Origin of the sequence: Kribbella sp. NPDC050241 (genome assembly GCF_044459685.1) — a bacterium.
Lineage (GTDB): Bacteria > Actinomycetota > Actinomycetes > Propionibacteriales > Kribbellaceae > Kribbella.
On record NZ_JBITJE010000001.1, the window covers coordinates 655,182 to 672,068 of the forward strand.

The window sequence follows — 16,887 nt, forward strand, 5'->3', positions numbered from 1 at the left end:
GACGATGACCAAGGACGCTGGATCTGCGCAGGCCGGCGCATCAGGCCGGCCGCGGATCCTGCTGCTGGACGGGCACTCGCTGGCGTACCGGGCGTTCTACGCGCTTCCGGTGGAGAACTTCTCCACCACCACCGGGCAGCACACCAACGCGGTGTACGGGTTCACCTCGATGCTGATCAACATGCTCCGCGACGAGCAGCCCACCCATATCTGTGTGGCCTTCGACGTATCCCGCAAGACCTTCCGCTCCGAGCAGTACGCGGAGTACAAGGCGGGCCGGTCGAAGTCGCCGGACGAGTTCAAGGGACAGGTGTCGCTGGTCAAGGAGGTGCTGGAGGCGCTGCGGATCCCGACCACGGAGATCGACGGCTGGGAGGCCGACGACGTGATCGCCACGCTCGCCACCCAGGCCTCCGAGCAGGGCTTCGAGGTGCTGATCAGCAGCGGTGACCGGGACGCGTTCCAGCTGGTCAGCGACGACGTCACGGTGCTCTACCCGAAGCGTGGCGTGTCCGAGATCGCCCGGATGGACCCGGCCGCGGTCGAGGAGAAGTACGGCGTCACCCCGCAGCTGTATCCGGATCTGGCCGCGTTGGTGGGGGAGCAGAGCGACAACCTCCCCGGTGTGCCCGGCGTCGGCCCGAAGACGGCGGCCAAGTGGCTGAACCAGTTCGGCTCGCTGAACGACGTGGTCGACCGGGTGAACGAGATCAAGGGCAAGGCCGGTGAGTCGCTGCGCGAGCACCTGGCCGGCGTGATCCGGAACCGGCAGATCAACGAGCTGGTCCGGGACCTGACTCTCGACGTCACGGTGGACGACCTGGTCCGGGTGCCGTGGGACCGCGAGAAGGTGCACACGCTGTTCGACAGCCTGGAGTTCCGGGTGCTGCGCGAGCGGCTGGTCGCCGAGCACGAGGAGGTCGACGCGACCGTCGACCACGGGTTCGAGCTGGAGGGTGTGCAGCTGAAGCCGGGCGAGGTGGCCGCCTGGCTGAAGGAGAACGTGAACACCGGCGAGCGCGTCGGCGTCGCGGTGCAGGGCAGCTGGGGTCGCGGGACCGGCGAGATCACCGGTCTGGCGCTGGCGACCACGGCCGGTGCGGCCGCCTGGTTCGACCCGACCGCGCTCACGCCGGACGACGAGGCCGCGTGGCAGGCCTGGCTCGCCGACCCGAAGCAGCCGAAGGCGCTGCACGACACGAATGGTCCGCTGCTCGGCTTCCTGGAGCGCGGCTGGACGCTGGCCGGTCTGAGCTCGGACACGCAGCTCAGTGCGTACCTGGTCCGTCCCGACCAGCGGTCGTACGACCTGGCCGATCTGACCGTTCGGTACCTGAAGCGCGAGTTGCGCAACGAGGAGGCCGACAACGGTCAGCTCAGCTTCGACGACATCGAGGGCGGCCCCGCCGCGGACCACACGATGCTGCGGGCGCGCGCGATCGCCGACCTGGCCGACACACTCGATGCCGAGCTGGACAAGCAGGCCGGTACGGCGCTGCTCGCGGACGTCGAGCTGCCGCTGATCGACGTGATCGCGAGCATGGAGCGCGACGGTATCGCGGTCGACCGGCCGTACCTGGAGGAGCTGGAGGCGCGGTTCGCCACCGGTGTCCGGGAGGCCGCGACGGCGGCGTACGACGTGATCGGCAAGGAGATCAACCTCGGCTCGCCGAAACAGCTGCAGGTGGTGCTGTTCGACGAGCTGCAGATGCCGAAGACGAAGCGGACCAAGACCGGCTACACGACCGATGCGGACTCGCTGCAGGCGCTGTTCGAGAAGACCGAACACCCGTTCCTGGCGTACCTGCTGGCGCACCGGGACGCGACCCGGCTGCGGCAGACGGTCGAGGGGCTGCTGAAGACGATCAGCCCCAAGGACGCGCGGATCCACACCACGTTCAACCAGACGATCGCGGCCACCGGGCGGCTCAGCTCGACCGACCCGAACCTGCAGAACATCCCGATCCGGACCGAGGAGGGCCGCCGGATCCGGCAGGCCTTCATCGTCGGTGCGGGGCACGAGTCGCTGATGTCGGCCGACTACAGCCAGATCGAGATGCGGATCATGGCCCACGTGTCGGCGGACGAGGGCCTGATCTCGGCGTTCAACTCGGGGATGGACTTCCACTCGGTGACGGCGTCGCGGGTGTTCTCGGTCGATACCGCCGAGGTGACGCAGGAGCAGCGGGCCAAGATCAAGGCGATGAACTACGGTCTCGCCTACGGCCTGTCGGCGTACGGGCTGAGCCAGCAGCTGAAGATCGGCGTCGACGAGGCGCGCGGGCTGATGGACGAGTACTTCGAGCGCTTCGGTGGCGTCCGCGACTACCTGCGCAGCATCGTGCTGGACGCCGGCAAGAGCGGCTATACCGAGACGATCCTGGGCCGCCGGCGCTACCTGCCCGACCTGACCAGCGACAACCGGCAGCGCCGGGAGATGGCCGAGCGGATGGCGCTGAACGCGCCGATCCAGGGCTCGGCCGCGGATGTGATCAAGATGGCGATGCTGAAGGTGGACGCGTCGCTGCGCGAGTCCGGCCTGAAGTCGCGGATGCTGCTGCAGGTGCACGACGAGCTCGTCTTCGAGATCGCACCGGGCGAGCGCGAGCCCCTCGAGGAGCTGGTCCGCCGCGACATGGGCCACGCCGTCGACATGGCCGTCCCTCTCGACGTCTCCATAGGCATCGGCCGCACCTGGCACGAGGCCGCCCACTAAGTGTCCTGAGTCGGCCTCGGTGGTCGAGCCGAACCGGCCGTTCCGCTGGGATCTGGTCCGGCCGGATCAGCTCGGCTCATTGCTGGACGACGTCGGGGAACCGAGCCTGTTCTTCCTCGACGATCTGATCGAGTGCGCCGCCCGCGTGCTGGCCCAGTGCGCGGACGGTGAGCTGTACTTCGTCGACCTTGTCTTCGAGGGCTCGACGTTCGGGAACCTGTACGCCGTACTGCGCCGGTGGATCGACGACGACCGGGCACAATGGGACGTCATCCGGCGGCCGCTGCGGTTCATCGGGAGCACGGCCCGGACCAAGACCAGCCCGAACACCTGGCGCTGGCAGCAGCACGCCGCGTAGCTGCCGGCGGCGGCGATCCGGAACGTGTCGCTCGACGGCCGCCTGTGGTCGTATTTCGGCGACTACCAGCACAAGACGGCCGCGTCGTTCCGCCGGACCCGCTGGTCGGACCCGGAGGTCGCGCGTCCCCCGCGCGACCAGGACACCCGGTTCGCGCTGGCGCAAGCCGTACGTGTGGTTGCGGCGGGGCGTACGGCGAAGGTGCGGCGCCGGCTGGCCGACCGGTTGACGCGGGAGCCGGCGATCAGCGACCGGTGGCTGCGCGACCTTCAGCTGGTGCTTCGGCGGTAGCCCATTCGGTTGCCCGGTAGGTCGCGAAGATCGGCATCGGGTCGGGGGAGAGGGCGTGCTGGATCAAGGTCAGTTCGCGGGGTGCCAGAGGCGGCAGATCGTCCAGGGGCCACCAGCGGACCTCGAGGGACTCGTCGTCGTTGACGCGCGGCTCCCCGCGGAGCGGCCGGCAGCGGAAGCAGAGGTCGAGGAACTGGACCTGGTCGCCGTTCGGATAGCCGGACGGCGGCAGTGACTCGATGCTGACCAGACGGTCGATCGCTGCCTCGACGGCGGTCTCCTCCTCGATCTCGCGGAGCAGGCCGACGGCGGGCTGTTCACCCGGCTCGAGAATGCCCGCGACCAGACTCCAGCGTCCGTTGTCGGCCCGGCGTACCAGCAAGACCTGACTGGCTTCGTCGAGCACGACACCAGTGATGCCGGTGAGCCAGAGCAGGTCGTGCCCGATCTTCTCGCGCAGCTCGAGGATGAACTTGGGAGTGGTCATGCCCAGAACCCTATCGGTCCCTCTCGCAAGAACCTGAGATCGACAAGATCGGGCTGCAGCCCTATCTGGAGGTCCAGCAGGCCGCCTACGAGACCTACCAGGGGTGATGACGATGGCGACAGCAACAGCCACACCCACGTCGCAGGCCGGCGCGCCCGCCCCGGTCCGCGAGGCGCGATCCGACCGGATCGTGATGATCTGCAACTACACCGCGCTCGGCCTGTTCACCCTGGCGGTCCTGTACCCGCTGGTCTCCGTGGTCAGCGCTTCGCTGAGCGATCCGAAGAACGTCGTCTCCGGCAAGGTCTGGCTCTGGCCGGTCGGGTTCAGCACCGAGGCGTTCAAGGCGATCTTCGACTACGACTCGATCGTCAGCGGCTTCAGCAACTCGATCGTCTATGCGGTCGGCGGTGCGCTGCCGGCCACCGCGCTGACGCTGCTGGCGGCGTACCCGCTGTCCAGGAAGGGATCGCCGGGCAAGGGCATCGTGATGGCGCTGTTCGTCTTCACGATGATGTTCACCGGCGGACTGATCCCGACGTACCTGGTGGTGGACCGGGTCGGGCTGCTGAATACCCGCTGGGCGATGATCCTCCCGACGGCGATGGCGGTCTGGAACATGATCATCACGCGGACCTTCTTCCAGTCGACCATCCCCGAGGAACTGGTGGAGGCCGCGAAGGTCGACGGGTGCAGCGACATCGCGGTGATCCTGCTGATCCTGAACATCGGCTCGATCATGTCCGTCGGGTTCGAGAAGGTCCTGCTGTTGCAGAACACACTGAACCTGCAGACGTCGGAGGTGCTCGACACCTACGTGTACAAGCTCGGCTTCGCCTCGCAGGTGCCGCAGTTCAGCTATGCCGCGGCGATCGGTCTGTTCCGATCCGTGATCGGACTCGCGTTGCTGGTGCTGGCGAACACCGTCGCGCGGAGGTTCGCCAAGTCCAGCCTCTGGTAATCAGTTCGCGTCGGAGGCCTGGCGGCGGAGTCCTGCCGCCAGGCCGGCCGACAACAGCAACGCACACGTGCTGGTCATCGCGACGAGGACCAGCACGCCGTTCAGTCCGGTCGCGATGCCGGTTCCGAGCACGATTCCGGCGGCGAGCACGAGGACGACGAGACCGACCCAGATCAGCAGCGCGGCCCGCTTCTCCTGCTGTGCGATCGCCGCATAGACAACGAGTTGCAGTACGGCGTACGCCGAGCCGGAGATCGCGAACAGCCAGGTGTACGGGCCGAGCGGCGCGTACTTCTCCTCGCCGCCGATGATCGCCACCACCAGATCCGGCAGCAGCAGGGTGCCGATCACCGTGCAGAACCCGAGCGCGGCGACGGCCTGGATCGCGCGGCGCAGCCGCACGGTGTCGCCCGGGGAACTGGCCAGTGTCGGGAACACGACCACGATGACGAACTGCGGCAGGAACAGACAGGCCTTCGCCACGATGACACCGGCCGCGTAGTACCCGCTGTCCGTGCCGTCGAGGAGCGCCCGGGCCAGCAACACGTCCGCGTTCGCCATGACGAAGAACGCCAGCAGTGTGTGCGTGCCGTGCACCGTCCCCCGCAGTACCTCCTTGATGTGCTCGGACGTCGCACCGGACGATCCACGCAGCAGGAAGGCACCCAGCAGAGTCGGTACGGCGGCACCCAGGGTCAGACCGATCATGGCCGAGTCGAGAGATGGGTGGATCAGAAGCGCACCGCCACCGAGTACCAGGCGACCTACACCGACCGCGGTGTAGACAGCTGCGAGTTCGGTCCAGCGTTTGCTGCCCTGCAGTACGCCGAGCTCCGAGCCCATCAGCGTGAGGCAGCCGAGTGTCGGTGCGAGCAGCAGGACTGGGAGGACGGAGTCGATGTGCAGCAGCCACATGAACAGCGGGGTGGCCACGAGCATGACCGCGGTCAGTCCGAGTGCTCCGCGGCGACCTGCCTTGACCAGCGCGTCGGCCAGGGACGCTGTGCTGTCACCGGTGTGGGTGGCGATCATCCGGGCGCCGGTCGCCTGCAGACCGAGCGAGGCGACGTTGCCGATCAGCAGCAGCCCGAGCAGGGCGGTGATGGCGCCGAACTCCTCCGGCGTGAGCCGGCGGGAGCCGAGGATCGTGAAACCGTAGGCGGCGACGTTCATGATGGCCATGCCGACGGCAACGACCGTGGCGCCGCGCAGGAATGCCAACCGGGGTGCCATGGGCTCTTGCTCCGGAGTGGTGTCTGAACTCATGCTCTACTGCCTCAGGTCGCAACCGCTGGGTGGGGAGGTGGTCATGTCAGAACGTGCACTGCGCGTCCTGCCCTGGTTGTGGCCTGTCCTGCTCACCCTGTTGATCACTGCTCCGCTGCTCGCTCCGGGCTACATCGTCGGCTACGACATGGTGTTCGTGCCGGACCTCACGGTACGGCTTGACCTGTTCGGTGTCACAACGGCCATGCCGCGAGCAGTCCCGTCGGATGTGCTGGTCGCCGTACTGGACGAGCTCACCGGCGGCCAGGTGCTCAACAAGCTCGTGCTGGTAGCCATCCCGCTACTCTCCGGTCTCGGCATGACCGCACTCTGGCGTGAGCTCCGGCTGGGCGGTGCACTGCCCGGTGCCGCGGCCGCCACCCTCTACATGTGGAACCCGTTCGTCGCCGAACGACTCCGCCTCGGCGCCTGGGCGCTCCTCCTCGGGTACGCCGCTCTGCCGTGGCTGGTGCGATCCGCGCTGCGACTGCGCAGGGGAGAGGGATGGCCGGGCTTCGTGCTCGCATCCGCCGGCTGTGCGCTCACGGCGTCCGGTGGAATCACCGGACTGCTCGTCGGTGGCTTGATCCTGCTGTGGCGGCCACGGGTGAAGTCGTTGTGGCCGTTGGGTGCGGCAGTCCTGCTGAACGCACCCTGGCTGATGGCGGGCCTCGCTCACACCGGCAACGCGACCACCGACCCGGACTCGGTCACCTCGTTCGCAGCCCGCAACGAGGGGTACGGGGGAGTGCTGCCCACTCTTCTCACCTTGGGTGGGATCTGGAACGCAGATGTTGTGCCGGGCAACCGGGGAGATCTCCTGCCGGTCATCTTCGCGTTCGTCCTGCTGGTGGCGTCCGTGATCGGTGTCGTGTTGTGGTGGCGACAGGACCCGGTGGCGAGGGCTCTGGTCGTGGCGGCGGTGATCGCACTGCTCCTCGGGCTGGCCGGTGTGGTCGCGTCCGGAGCCTTTGCTCAGGTTGTCGCTCACGTCCCCGGCGCCGGCCTGTTCCGTGACGGCCAGCGTTATCTCGGACCGCTCGCCCTGCTCGAGTCCATCGGCTTGGGCGTCGCGCTGGCCGTCGCCCTGGAGCACGTTCGCCTGTACCGAATCGTCGGCATCACCGCGATGCTGCTGCCGATCGCCGCGCTGCCGGCCCTCTCCGGCGGCGGGGGGCTGAAGGTGTCGCACTACCCGGCCGATTGGGAGCAGGCACAGCAGGCCGTCGCGGGGCGGTTCGTCCCCTGGCCGTTCGAGTCCTATCGGGCACCGTCCTGGAATGGGCGGCGCCCGTTGCTCGATCCGATGCCGCGGTACTTCGTCCAGCCCTCGATCGTCCCGGACGAATTGATCGTCGGGGGTCACCGATTGGCCGGTGAGGATCCGAGTGCGCGCGAGGTGGCCACCGCGATCCGGTCGGCCGTGCGCGACAAGACGGATCCGACGCCCGCGCTGCTGCGGCAAGGTGTCGGTTGGCTGGTCGTCGATCGTGAGGCGGGTGGACCGACTCCACCCAGCCTCATGCCCGGACTGACCGAGGAGTTCTCCGGCCCGACCGTGACGGTGTACCGGCTCGCCGGAACGCCTGCTGCGCGACCCCATGCGCTCTGGCGGACCATCGTCGTACTGGCTGCCTGGGCGGCCGCGGGGATGACCTTGACCGCCGCTCTGGTCTCGGCGGTCCGGCGTTGTTACTCTTCGGTTCACTTGACCGGGAGGGGACACAGTTCATGGGATCACTGATCGGTGCGGCACTCGCCGTACTCGCCGGGCTGGCAGTTGCTACCACCACGGTTGTCGGGGTGGTGCAGTCGGTGCAGGAGGACCCGGCACCGCCGGCCGGACAGCCTCAGGGGCAGGCCGACGTACCGATCGTCGGCTACGGCACGAAGTAGACAGCAGCCGGTCGAAGGACAGTGCGGCCGCGCACCAGGTGAAGTTGTCCGCACCTGCGACCGCACCGTCCGACAACCGTCGCCGAAGCTCGGTGTCCTGCAGCAGCAGGGTGATCGCCGTACTGAACTCGTCCGGGGTGTCGACCAGGATGCCGGTGACTCCGTCATGCACGGACTCCGTCGGACCGCCCGCGCTCCGATAGGCCACCGTCGGTACGCCGTGACCCGCTGCCTCGCCGACGACCAGACCCCAGCCTTCCTTGAGGCTCGGCAATGCCAGCACCCAGGCCTCGTCGTACGCCGCGTGCTTGTCGTCCTCGCTCACGTGTCCGGTGAACTCGACCGCCGCCTGCAGGCCGTGCTGTTCGACGTACTCGCGCAGTGAGTCCTCCCACCAGCCCGAGCCGACGACGACCAGGCGCGCGTCCGGCAGCACTTTGCGTGCTTCGGCGATCGCGTCGACGGCGTGCTCGAGTTGCTTGTGCGGAACGAGGCGCCCGACGCAGACCACTGTCGGTACGTCGGCCCGCGGTCGCTGTCGTGTTGGCGCCGGATCGGTGCCGTTGTGGATCACGGTGATGTCGGCAACCCCCAGTCCGGCGAGCTCGTCGCGTGAGGCCGACGACACGGTCACGTACCGGCAGTCGTCGTACAGCTGTGGCGCGACGCGCGATTCCAGCCACCATCCGAGCCGGCCACGCCAGCCCGGGTACACCACCTGCCACTGCTCCTGGTGCACGTGATGCACGAGGACGACGACGCCGGTACGACGTACGAGGCGGGTAAAGAATGGCAGTCCGTTCTGCACGTCCACCACGCGGTCCGGGCGGTGCAGCCAGGTGTGCAGGAGACCGCGCAGATACACGGTGACCTTGGTACCGCGGTACAGGTACCGCACGTCGTGGCGACGCGCTTCACGCGGGCTGCCCGGGTACGCCGCGCACAGCACCGTCACCGACCAGCCCAATGCGGCAAGGCCTCTCGCCACCTCCTCCACATAGCGTTCAGAGCCTCCGCCCTCAGGGTTCGTCGTGTCCCGCCAGTTCAGCATCAGCACGCTCTGAGCACGCACCTCGTCAACCCCACCCCTCCGGTCACCTCCCCCGAGGTAATGGGCGGGGACGTTACCAAGGAGTAACGATGTCCGCCAGACCTCGCGAGATCCGTTAATGTCCCGCCTGTGCCAGTGATCACGAATGCCACCGGAACCGCGGACTGGACGGCCGATCTCGGTCGTGCGGTCCGGCTGTTCCGGGCGTTCGGCGTGGAGCAGGCGGACCCGGATCGCTTCTACGGAACGCTTGCCGCGGACTCGGTCGGACAGGTCGGCCAGTACGCCGATCTGCGGGGCGCACTGATGCTCGACGTAGGTGGTGGACCGGGCTACTTCGCCGACGCGTTCCGCGCGGCCGGTGCGACGTACTACGCGATCGACTCCGACCTGGGCGAGCTGAGCGGCCGAGGCGAACCCGTACCAGGCACAGTCCTCGGCAGCGGCATGGCCCTGCCCGTCGCAGACGCCACAGTCGACGTCTGCTTCTCGTCCAACGTGCTGGAACACGTGCCGGACCCCTGGCTGATGGCTGACGAACTGGTCCGAGTCACTCGGCCCGGCGGCACGGTCTTCCTGTCGTACACAGGTTGGTGGGGTCCGCACGGCGGTCACGAGACAGCGCCCTGGCACTACCTCGGCGGAGACCGGGCGGCCCGTCGGTACGAACGCCGAGTGGGTCACCGGCCGAAGAACAAGTTCGGTGAATCGCTCTTCCCGATCAGCGTCGCCGCCGGACTGCGGTGGGCACGCAGCTGTACCGCGGCCGAGCTCGTGGCGGCGGTGCCGAGGTATCACCCGCGCTGGGCGTACGGCGTACTCGCCGTCCCCGGAGTACGCGAGGTCGTCACGTGGAACCTCGTCCTGGTGCTCCGGCGGCGATGAGGAGACTGAAGGCCGGTAGTTCCGAGCAGGTGGTCTGGCGAGCGAGGCTCGTGCTGGGCTGCCTGGTCCTGATCGCCCTGTGCTTCCACCAGGCGCCGGGCAAGATCGTGCCGGACACCAAGCTGGACCTGACCGCCAGTCCCGGTGGCTTCCTCGTTCGTGCACTGCACCTGTGGGATCCGCAGGGTGCCTTCGGGCAGTTGCAGAACCAGGCGTACGGCTACCTGCTGCCGTTGGGTCCGTTCCACTGGCTGCTCGACTCGCTGTCGGTGCCGGACTGGGTGACGCAACGGCTGTGGTGGTCGGTGGTGCTGTGCGTCGCCTTCCTCGGTGTGTGGAAGCTGTGCAACGCCCTCGAGTACGGCGTGCCGTGGACCCGTTTCGCGGTCGCACTGCTCTACGCACTGAGCCCCCGCATGCTCGGCGAGGTGTCGATCACCTCGATCGAGGTGTGGCCGATCGCCATGGCTCCCTGGGTACTGCTCCCACTGGTCACACCACGGGCCCGCTCCGGCTGGTGGCGGGTCGGCTGGTCCGCGGTCGCGTTCGCACTGGTCGGTGGAGTCAACGCCGTCGCCACTGCTGCCACGCTCGTACTGCCTGCGTTGTGGCTGATCACCCGCCGCCTGGACCGGTCGACGGTGAAGGTGATGCTCGGTTGGCTCGGCTGTGTGGTCGCCGTGTCGATCTGGTGGCTCGTACCGCTCCTGCTGCTCGGCCGGTACAGCCCGCCGTTCCTCGACTGGATCGAGGACGCCGGAGTCACCACGGGAACCGCCAGCGTCTTCGAGTCCTTCCGCGGTACGTCGCAGTGGCTCAACTTCCTGTCCGGCGCCGACGGACCGACTTGGCCGGCCGGGTGGTTGTACGTCACCCAGCCGACGCTCATCCTGATCACCGCAGTCGTCGCGCTGCTCGGCCTGGCAGGCTTGGCGATGGGCTCGCTCAAGCACCGCGGCTTCCTGCGTCTCGCACTCGTCGTCGGACTGCTGCTCGTGACACTCGGCCATGCAGGTACGGCCGGCTCGCCACTGGCACCCCAGATCCAGGACCTGCTCGACGGACCGCTCGCAGCACTTCGCAACACGCACAAGTTCGAGTTGGTCGTCCGTCTGCCGCTCGCACTCGCCGCTGCGCACTCGCTGAGCAGACTCACCGAGTGGACGACCGTCCGGAGCATTCATCGCCGCGTGGTGCCGGTGCTGGTCGCCTGCCTGATCGTGTCGGTGGCGGCGCCGGCCATCTTCGGCCAGCTACCCAGACGCGAGGGGTACGACGCCATCCCCGCTCACTGGCGTGAGGCGGCGGCATGGCTCGACAACCAGACCACGAAGGGCAGTGTCCTCGTGGTGCCTGCCGCATCGTTCGCCGACTTCACCTGGGGATCGACGAAGGACGAGCCGTTCCAGGCCTTGCTGAAACGGCCCCTGGCTGTGCGGGACGCCGTACCGCTCGGCTCTGCCGGTACGACGCGCTGGCTGGACGAGGTGGAACGCCGACTCGGCTCGGGGGTCGGCGACAAGACCCTGAAGCAGGCACTGACCCGGGCCGGAGTCCGGTACGTCGTCGTCCGCAACGACCTGCGGTATGACGCCCAGGTGACACCGACGCCGGTCGTCCACGAGACCTTGGACGAGTCCGGCATCGACCGCGTCGCGTACTTCGGCCCGGGCACTGGCAGCACGATCGAACAGCCCGGCGTCACACTCGACGGACACACCCGGCTCCCGTACCCGAGCGTGGAGATCTATGACGTCGGCGCCACGAGTCCAGGGCGGCTGATCCCGGAGTCGCGGCTTGTGGAGGTCCGCGGCGCGGCCGAGGACGTGCCGGCCGCACTGACCGCGCTCGGCGGCGATCGCAACGCGGTGACGAGTTCGGACGCGGCAGGCCGACTGGCCGGGCTCCCACTGATCCAGACCGATGGCATGCAACGCCGTGAGGTCTCGGTCGGTCGTCCCGCGGAGAACTACTCGCCCGTGCTGACCGCGTCGGAGGCAGGCCGCCAGGGCCGCCGCACCCTCGGGTACGACGTTGACCCGGCGGCACCGGTCACGACACGGACGTGGGGCGGCGGCATCGTCGACGTACGGGCGTCGTCCTCGGCGGCGGATGCGGACGCGACGCTGCGGACCGGGCCGGGCAACGGGCCGTTCGCAGCGGTGGACGGTGATCCGTCGAGTCGCTGGATCTCCGGGACGTTCGGCCGGAGCAGTGGCGAGTGGCTCGAGGTGACGTTCGCGTCCCCTCGCAATGTCGACGGTCTGAAGGTGCAGTTCTCGCTGGCGCCGCCGACCACCGAGCCGGTCCGCACATTGCAGGTGGACACGGACGCGGGCTCATTGACCTCAGTGGTGTCGGGGTCGACCGATCCGCACAGCGTTCCGGCCCCGCCCGGCCAGACCAAGCGGTTGCGGCTCAGTGTGGGTGTGACCGACGGCAAGAACCCGAACGGCGTATCGATCGCCGAGGTCTCGTTGCCCGGCATGCTCCCGGTCAGTCGGCTCAGTGTGCCGTCGGACGACCGTCAGCCGAGCGCACTGGTGTTCAGGAACCAGCAGATCGGCCGCTCTGCGTGCCTGCACGTTGCCACGCGTCCGCTGTGCCGACAGGAAGTGGCCAAGGACTCCGAGGAACCGACCGGACTACTGCGCAGCATCGACCTTCCGCAAGCCGCGTCGTACCAGCTGCAGGGGACGGCGCTACCGAAGGACGGTGCCACGCTCGAAGGTCTGCTGACTGTGCGGGGCGCCATCACGGCGTCGGCGACCTCCCGAGCGGTCACGGCTCCGGAGGGACGTCCGGGCGCCGCGGTGGATCGTGACCTGGGCACCGGCTGGGTCGCGGACCCGTCCGACCAGCACCCGGCGCTCACGTTGAAGTTGCCTGAGGCAAGAAGCATCAGCGGACTGCAGTTCCTCTCCGATCCCTACCTGACCGCCTCGCAGCCGACCGAGGTGTCGCTGCGCTTCGACGGTGGCCCACTGGCGAAGGGCACGGTGGATCCGGAGGGCTACGTGCGCTTTGCCGCACGGAGCGCACGAGCAGTCGAGCTGACGTTCACCGCCACCAGACCGATGACGGACTTCGACTCCGCGACTGGCTACGCGCGGACGGCACCGGTCGGCGTCGCCGAAGTTCGCGTGCTCGGCGCCGACGATCTGCGCAAGGCACTCGACCTAGACGGCCAGACCGGTGTGTACTGCGGCTACGGCCCAGGTGTTCGCGTGGACGGCGTACCGGCCGACACACAGGTGAAGGCGACCGTGCGGGACCTGCTGCAGCGGCGTCCGGTGACGTTCACGACGTGTGGCAAGGACAGCATGGTCCCACTGCAGTCCGGACGCCACAACGTCGACGTACTGGCCGGTGGTGGGTTCGTGCCGACCGAGACGACGCTGACCAGGGCGGGCTTCGGCAACGTGTCCAAGACGCCGGTGCAGGGCGTGGACGTCTGGCGGCCCAATCCGGCCGAGCTGAGCATCGAGGTGCCGGCCGCTGACGAGCAGTCGGTGCTGACCGTCGCGCAAAACTACAACGAGGGCTGGGAAGCGTACGACAGCAGCGGCCGCAAGCTGACGCCGATCCGGATCGGTGGCTGGCAGCAGGGATGGGTTCTGCCCGAAGGGCCCGAGCAGGTCGTCACCGCGCGGTTCATGCCGGACCGTCTCTACCGCGCCGGTTTGCTGGTCGGTCTGGTCGCACTCCTGTCGGTGGTCGCGCTTGCGGTCTTCTTTCGGCGCCGGTCGAGGCACTCCGGTCACCGACTCCGCGAAGGCCGCGATGTCGGGCCATGGGTCGCGCTCGCAGGTGGCCTGGCGGCGGGGTGGTTCATGTCCGGCTGGATCGGACTGGTCGCGGTGGCGGTCGCTGCGCTGTGCTCGTGGTTCCTGTCGCCGCGGGTGGCGATCGGAGTGGTGGCTGCTGCGGTGGCGATCGGCGCGGTGATCGCGGCGGTTCAGCCGTGGCCGGACGGGGGAGCGGGACTGACGTCAGGAGTGGTCCAGGCATCGACCTTGTTCGCCTGTGCGCTGGCGCTCTTGTCCCGGCCGACCGGTGAGACGTCGTACTCCTTGTCCCGCCTGCCCAGGCGCATGATGGGCCGCTCCATCCCGTAGTAGCTCGCGGCCGCGACACCGATGGATACCACCAGCGTCGGGAAGAACAGCAGCGCAAACCTGCCGCTGAACACCTCGTACCCGCTGATCCGCTCGACCACGCTCAGCACGATCAGGTGGTACACGAAGACGCCGTACGAGATGTCTCCGGCGATGTGGCCGGCCTTGCCTCCGAGGATGCGGACCGTTCTGGCTGTCGGGTTCAGAGCCGGGAACAGGACGCACGCGGCGATCCCGGTGTAGAGCAGGCTCTTCAGGAACGCCTGACCTGGCGTGGACGGCGAGAGACCGTACGGGCCGGCCAGCGGGCTGGCAGCGATGACCAGCAGCGCACCTGCGACGGCCCAGATGGTGCCGGGGATCTTCGTGAGTGTGTCGAGCGTGGACGGCTCGAGTCGACCGCTGCTGCGCGCCACCTGCCACAGTGCGAACCCCATGCCGACCGCGAACCAACCGACGTACCCAGGGAGCCAGAGGCCGGCGCGGGGGTGGTCGGTGGCGTTGATGGAGGCCATCCAGATCGGGCTGAGCACAGTGAGGACACCCAGTACGACGAGGCGCCAGCGGACACTGCGCCGGGTCGGACGCTCGTACCCGGTCAGCAGCTTCGCCAGCGCCGGCAGCAGGAGGTAGAACGCCACCTCGGTCGCCAGACTCCACAGCTGCGTGAGTCCGTCCGCGGCCGGTCCGTCGAAGTAGATCTGGGTGAGCGACGCGTGCTGGAGGTACGTCGCCCAGCCCACGCCGTCCTTGCGCGGCACCAGGAACGCGGCGAGCAGTACGGCGACCCACAGCGCCGGCAGGATCCGCAGTGCGCGGTTGCGTAGGTACGGCAACGTCAGTGGTGGCAGTGTGCCGTCGAACCACGCGACCACGTGCGGCCGGTACAGCAGGAACCCGGAGATCGCGAAGAAGATCGCCACCCCGACATCGAGCCGCGCCAGCAGACCGGCGAACGGCCCGTGGAGCGAGGCGCCGGAGTGAAACCCGACATGTGTGGTCAGCACCGCGAGCGCACCGATCGCCCGCAACCCGTCCAGCGCCGGGAAGCGCGTTCGATTCATCTGGGCAGTCCGATCTCGAGGTTCTCCACGCAGAGGTTCGTCGCGGGATCGGAGGAGCGTAGCCGAACCTCGGTGGCTCTGATCCGCCGCGACGGGCCGAGGTACATGCTCCCAACACCGGCCGGCCAGTCGGCGGCCGGGAGTGCGGTGACGTTGCCGTCCGCATCGAGTAGCTCGACGGACACCTGGTTCTCGCGGTTGGAGAAGTACGCCGCCTTGATGAACCACTCGGCAGTCGCGATCTCGTTCTGCGTCGGCGTCAGCCGGATGGTCAGCGGCTCGGTGCCGTGCACGAGCAGATTGCAGAACGAGTTCCCCCGGGTTGGCGGCTCGCCGCGTGACCACACCGCGAATGGCGCCGGCCGGATGTGTCCGGTGTCGTCCACCAACAGCGGCTCGCTACCCGCCGCCTGCACCCGGAACTGCTTCCCCGCCATCCGCAGTACTGGCGACAATCTGGGGTCGGACATCAATGCGGTGCCGATCGGTTGTGGCATCGAGGTGTCCCACAGGTTCACGTTCGGTCCGATCCGATCCAGCTCCGCCGCGACCGTCGCGAAGTAGGACTTGGCCGGATTCCTGCCCCACGGACCGGCGAACCCGACGTCCGACACAACCACTCCGACGAGCAGACAGGCCAACCCGACGGCAGGTACGGCGATCCGCACTGTGGACGCCGACAGTACGACGGCCAACGTCAACGGGATCGAGAGATCGGACCAGTAGTGGTAGTGCACCGTGAACACCGAGCCGAATCCCGTGAACCGTCCGTAGGACACCAGTACCACGGTCACCAGGACATAGCCGGTCACCGAGGCCCACAGCAGCAGCGCACGGCGGTCGTGGCGAAAGGCGACCACGAGGAGCAGACCGGCCACCAGCCCACCGAGCACCACCGCTGCGACCGGCGGACCTGCAAGGCTCAGAGGCTGTCCCGTCGGAGCCCACGTCCAGGGTCCGCCCACCACTGCGGAGACTGGCACCTCGAAGCCGCGGCCCGTGAGTTCCAGCAGCTTCCCGGCAGACGGGAGGCCGCCGCGGGACGGGTTGCCGCGCGCCAGATAGAGAGTGCCGAAGGCAACGATCGGAACGGCGAGAGCGGCAGCGAAGGGCCAGGTCTTGCGGAGCCAGACGCGGATCGGCTGCTCGCGAAGATAGAGGGCCAGGGCAATGGCCGTGACCAGGATGAGCCCGGACTTCTCCCAGCAGGCCAGCGAGATCAGCAGCGCGAGCGGGCCGTAGACGAGGGCGCGCCGCCGGCCGTCGTACCAGTCGATGGTTGCGTGCAGCAACAGCAAGCCGAAGACGTGCGCGGACAGGTTGTTCACGCCGCTCGACAGCGACATGAACGACGGCATGCTCAGCGGGGTGAGCGCGTAGAACAGAGTGCCGAGGAGCACCCACCAGTTCGATCCGAGGAGGCGCACAAGCAGCAGGCCCATCAGCGTGATCGCGATCGCCTGCATCACCGTCCGCCACCCGACGGTGAAGTCGTGGTTGAGTGGCGCGACCTTCGCGAAGACCGCGTAGACGAACCGCAGGCCCGGCGCGATGTGGTCGTTCACCGGCGTCAGCAGTTCGGCCGGCGCGAATCCGCGACTGCCCTGGACCAGGAAGTCGAGGTCGTCGCTCAGCCACGAACCACGGCGCGCGAGCAGCCCGAGGACCACTGACTGCACCACCGCGACAGCCACCACGAGACCCCGGAGAACCGATGACTTCGGTGCCTCCGGCAGTGTCCAGATCCCCCTCATGCGGCGCGACTATATGTCAGTTCGGACCCGCGCGAACTTT

General features: G+C 68.3%; 11 protein-coding genes and 2 pseudogenes. 8 read left to right on the plus strand and 5 right to left on the minus strand.

Features of this window, described 5'->3' with window-relative positions; translation table 11 throughout:
• The first annotated feature begins 4 nt into the window (after window positions 1–4).
• From polA to ACIBG5_RS02995, 3 genes are read left to right on the plus strand one after another with little or no spacing between them, the layout of a single operon-like run.
• On the plus strand, window positions 5–2,716 hold the full coding sequence (gene polA, locus ACIBG5_RS02985) for a DNA polymerase I (protein ID WP_396390757.1): 2,712 nt from the start codon (window positions 5–7) through the stop codon (window positions 2,714–2,716).
• Window positions 2,717–2,735: 19 nt separating this feature from the next.
• Window positions 2,736–3,074 carry a hypothetical protein gene (locus ACIBG5_RS02990; RefSeq protein ID WP_396389739.1) on the plus strand — a complete coding sequence of 113 codons (339 nt, stop codon included), beginning with the start codon at window positions 2,736–2,738 and terminating at the stop codon, window positions 3,072–3,074.
• A 24-nt stretch (window positions 3,075–3,098) separates the two neighbouring features.
• Entirely contained in the window at window positions 3,099–3,365 is a 267-nt protein-coding gene (locus tag ACIBG5_RS02995) for a hypothetical protein (RefSeq protein ID WP_396389740.1), read from the plus strand.
• Here the strand turns inward: ACIBG5_RS02995 and ACIBG5_RS03000 are convergent.
• Window positions 3,319–3,852, minus strand: coding sequence for an NUDIX hydrolase (locus ACIBG5_RS03000; RefSeq protein ID WP_396389741.1), 534 nt, complete (start codon window positions 3,850–3,852; stop codon window positions 3,319–3,321). The genes ACIBG5_RS02995 and ACIBG5_RS03000 overlap by 47 nt on opposite strands.
• A 112-nt stretch (window positions 3,853–3,964) precedes the next feature.
• Between ACIBG5_RS03000 and ACIBG5_RS03005 the strand changes: the two genes are divergently transcribed.
• Window positions 3,965–4,813, plus strand: coding sequence for a hypothetical protein (locus ACIBG5_RS03005; protein WP_396389743.1), 849 nt, complete (start codon window positions 3,965–3,967; stop codon window positions 4,811–4,813).
• On the opposite strand, the gene ACIBG5_RS03010 is transcribed toward ACIBG5_RS03005, so the two are convergent.
• Window positions 4,814–6,079 carry a polysaccharide biosynthesis protein gene (locus ACIBG5_RS03010; protein ID WP_396389744.1) on the minus strand — a complete coding sequence of 422 codons (1,266 nt, stop codon included), beginning with the start codon at window positions 6,077–6,079 and terminating at the stop codon, window positions 4,814–4,816.
• A gap of 43 nt (window positions 6,080–6,122) precedes the next feature.
• Between ACIBG5_RS03010 and ACIBG5_RS03015 the strand changes: the two genes are divergently transcribed.
• Together ACIBG5_RS03015 and ACIBG5_RS03020 are read left to right on the plus strand one after the other, a co-directional pair.
• Complete coding sequence (locus ACIBG5_RS03015) at window positions 6,123–7,823, plus strand: hypothetical protein (protein ID WP_396389745.1); 1,701 nt, start codon at window positions 6,123–6,125, stop codon at window positions 7,821–7,823.
• A pseudogene (locus tag ACIBG5_RS03020) lies at window positions 7,811–7,909 on the plus strand (DUF2613 family protein); the annotation flags it as partial. The gene ACIBG5_RS03015 and the pseudogene ACIBG5_RS03020, both read left to right, overlap by 13 nt.
• Here the strand turns inward: ACIBG5_RS03020 and ACIBG5_RS03025 are convergent.
• Window positions 7,863–9,047: a glycosyltransferase family 4 protein gene (locus tag ACIBG5_RS03025; RefSeq protein WP_396389747.1), complete on the minus strand. Its 1,185-nt coding sequence runs from the start codon at window positions 9,045–9,047 to the stop codon at window positions 7,863–7,865. The pseudogene ACIBG5_RS03020 and the gene ACIBG5_RS03025 sit on opposite strands and share 47 nt — an antisense overlap.
• Window positions 9,048–9,155: 108 nt before the next feature.
• Here ACIBG5_RS03025 and ACIBG5_RS03030 point away from each other — a divergent pair, with 108 nt between their 5' ends.
• A complete protein-coding gene (locus ACIBG5_RS03030) occupies window positions 9,156–9,911 on the plus strand; it encodes a class I SAM-dependent methyltransferase (protein ID WP_396389748.1) in 756 nt (251 codons plus the stop codon).
• Window positions 9,908–14,029, plus strand: coding sequence for an alpha-(1->3)-arabinofuranosyltransferase (locus tag ACIBG5_RS03035; RefSeq protein ID WP_396389749.1), 4,122 nt, complete (start codon window positions 9,908–9,910; stop codon window positions 14,027–14,029). The genes ACIBG5_RS03030 and ACIBG5_RS03035 overlap by 4 nt, the downstream gene beginning before the upstream one ends.
• 26 nt (window positions 14,030–14,055) lie before the next feature.
• On the opposite strand, the pseudogene ACIBG5_RS03040 reads toward ACIBG5_RS03035, so the two are convergent.
• Both ACIBG5_RS03040 and ACIBG5_RS03045 read right to left on the minus strand, forming a co-directional pair.
• Window positions 14,056–15,093, minus strand: a pseudogene (locus ACIBG5_RS03040) (acyltransferase family protein); the annotation flags it as partial.
• The gene (locus ACIBG5_RS03045) at window positions 15,090–16,847 is read right to left on the minus strand and encodes a hypothetical protein (protein WP_396389750.1); all 1,758 of its coding nucleotides are present in this window, start codon (window positions 16,845–16,847) and stop codon (window positions 15,090–15,092) included. The pseudogene ACIBG5_RS03040 and the gene ACIBG5_RS03045, both read right to left, overlap by 4 nt.
• Between the last annotated feature and the right edge of the window lie 40 nt (window positions 16,848–16,887).

What these genes read in the sequence shown, in the direction of transcription:
- ACIBG5_RS03000 (WP_396389741.1), bottom strand. Translation starts at nt 3,852, where the DNA reads ATGACCACTCCCAAGTTCATCCTCGAGCTGCGCGAGAAGATCGGGCAC.
- ACIBG5_RS03005 (WP_396389743.1), top strand. Translation starts at nt 3,965, where the DNA reads ATGGCGACAGCAACAGCCACACCCACGTCGCAGGCCGGCGCGCCCGCC.
- ACIBG5_RS03045 (WP_396389750.1), bottom strand. Translation starts at nt 16,847, where the DNA reads ATGAGGGGGATCTGGACACTGCCGGAGGCACCGAAGTCATCGGTTCTC.
- ACIBG5_RS03010 (WP_396389744.1), bottom strand. Translation starts at nt 6,079, where the DNA reads ATGAGTTCAGACACCACTCCGGAGCAAGAGCCCATGGCACCCCGGTTG.
- ACIBG5_RS03035 (WP_396389749.1), top strand. Translation starts at nt 9,908, where the DNA reads ATGAGGAGACTGAAGGCCGGTAGTTCCGAGCAGGTGGTCTGGCGAGCG.
- polA (WP_396390757.1), top strand. Translation starts at nt 5, where the DNA reads ATGACCAAGGACGCTGGATCTGCGCAGGCCGGCGCATCAGGCCGGCCG.
- ACIBG5_RS03015 (WP_396389745.1), top strand. Translation starts at nt 6,123, where the DNA reads ATGTCAGAACGTGCACTGCGCGTCCTGCCCTGGTTGTGGCCTGTCCTG.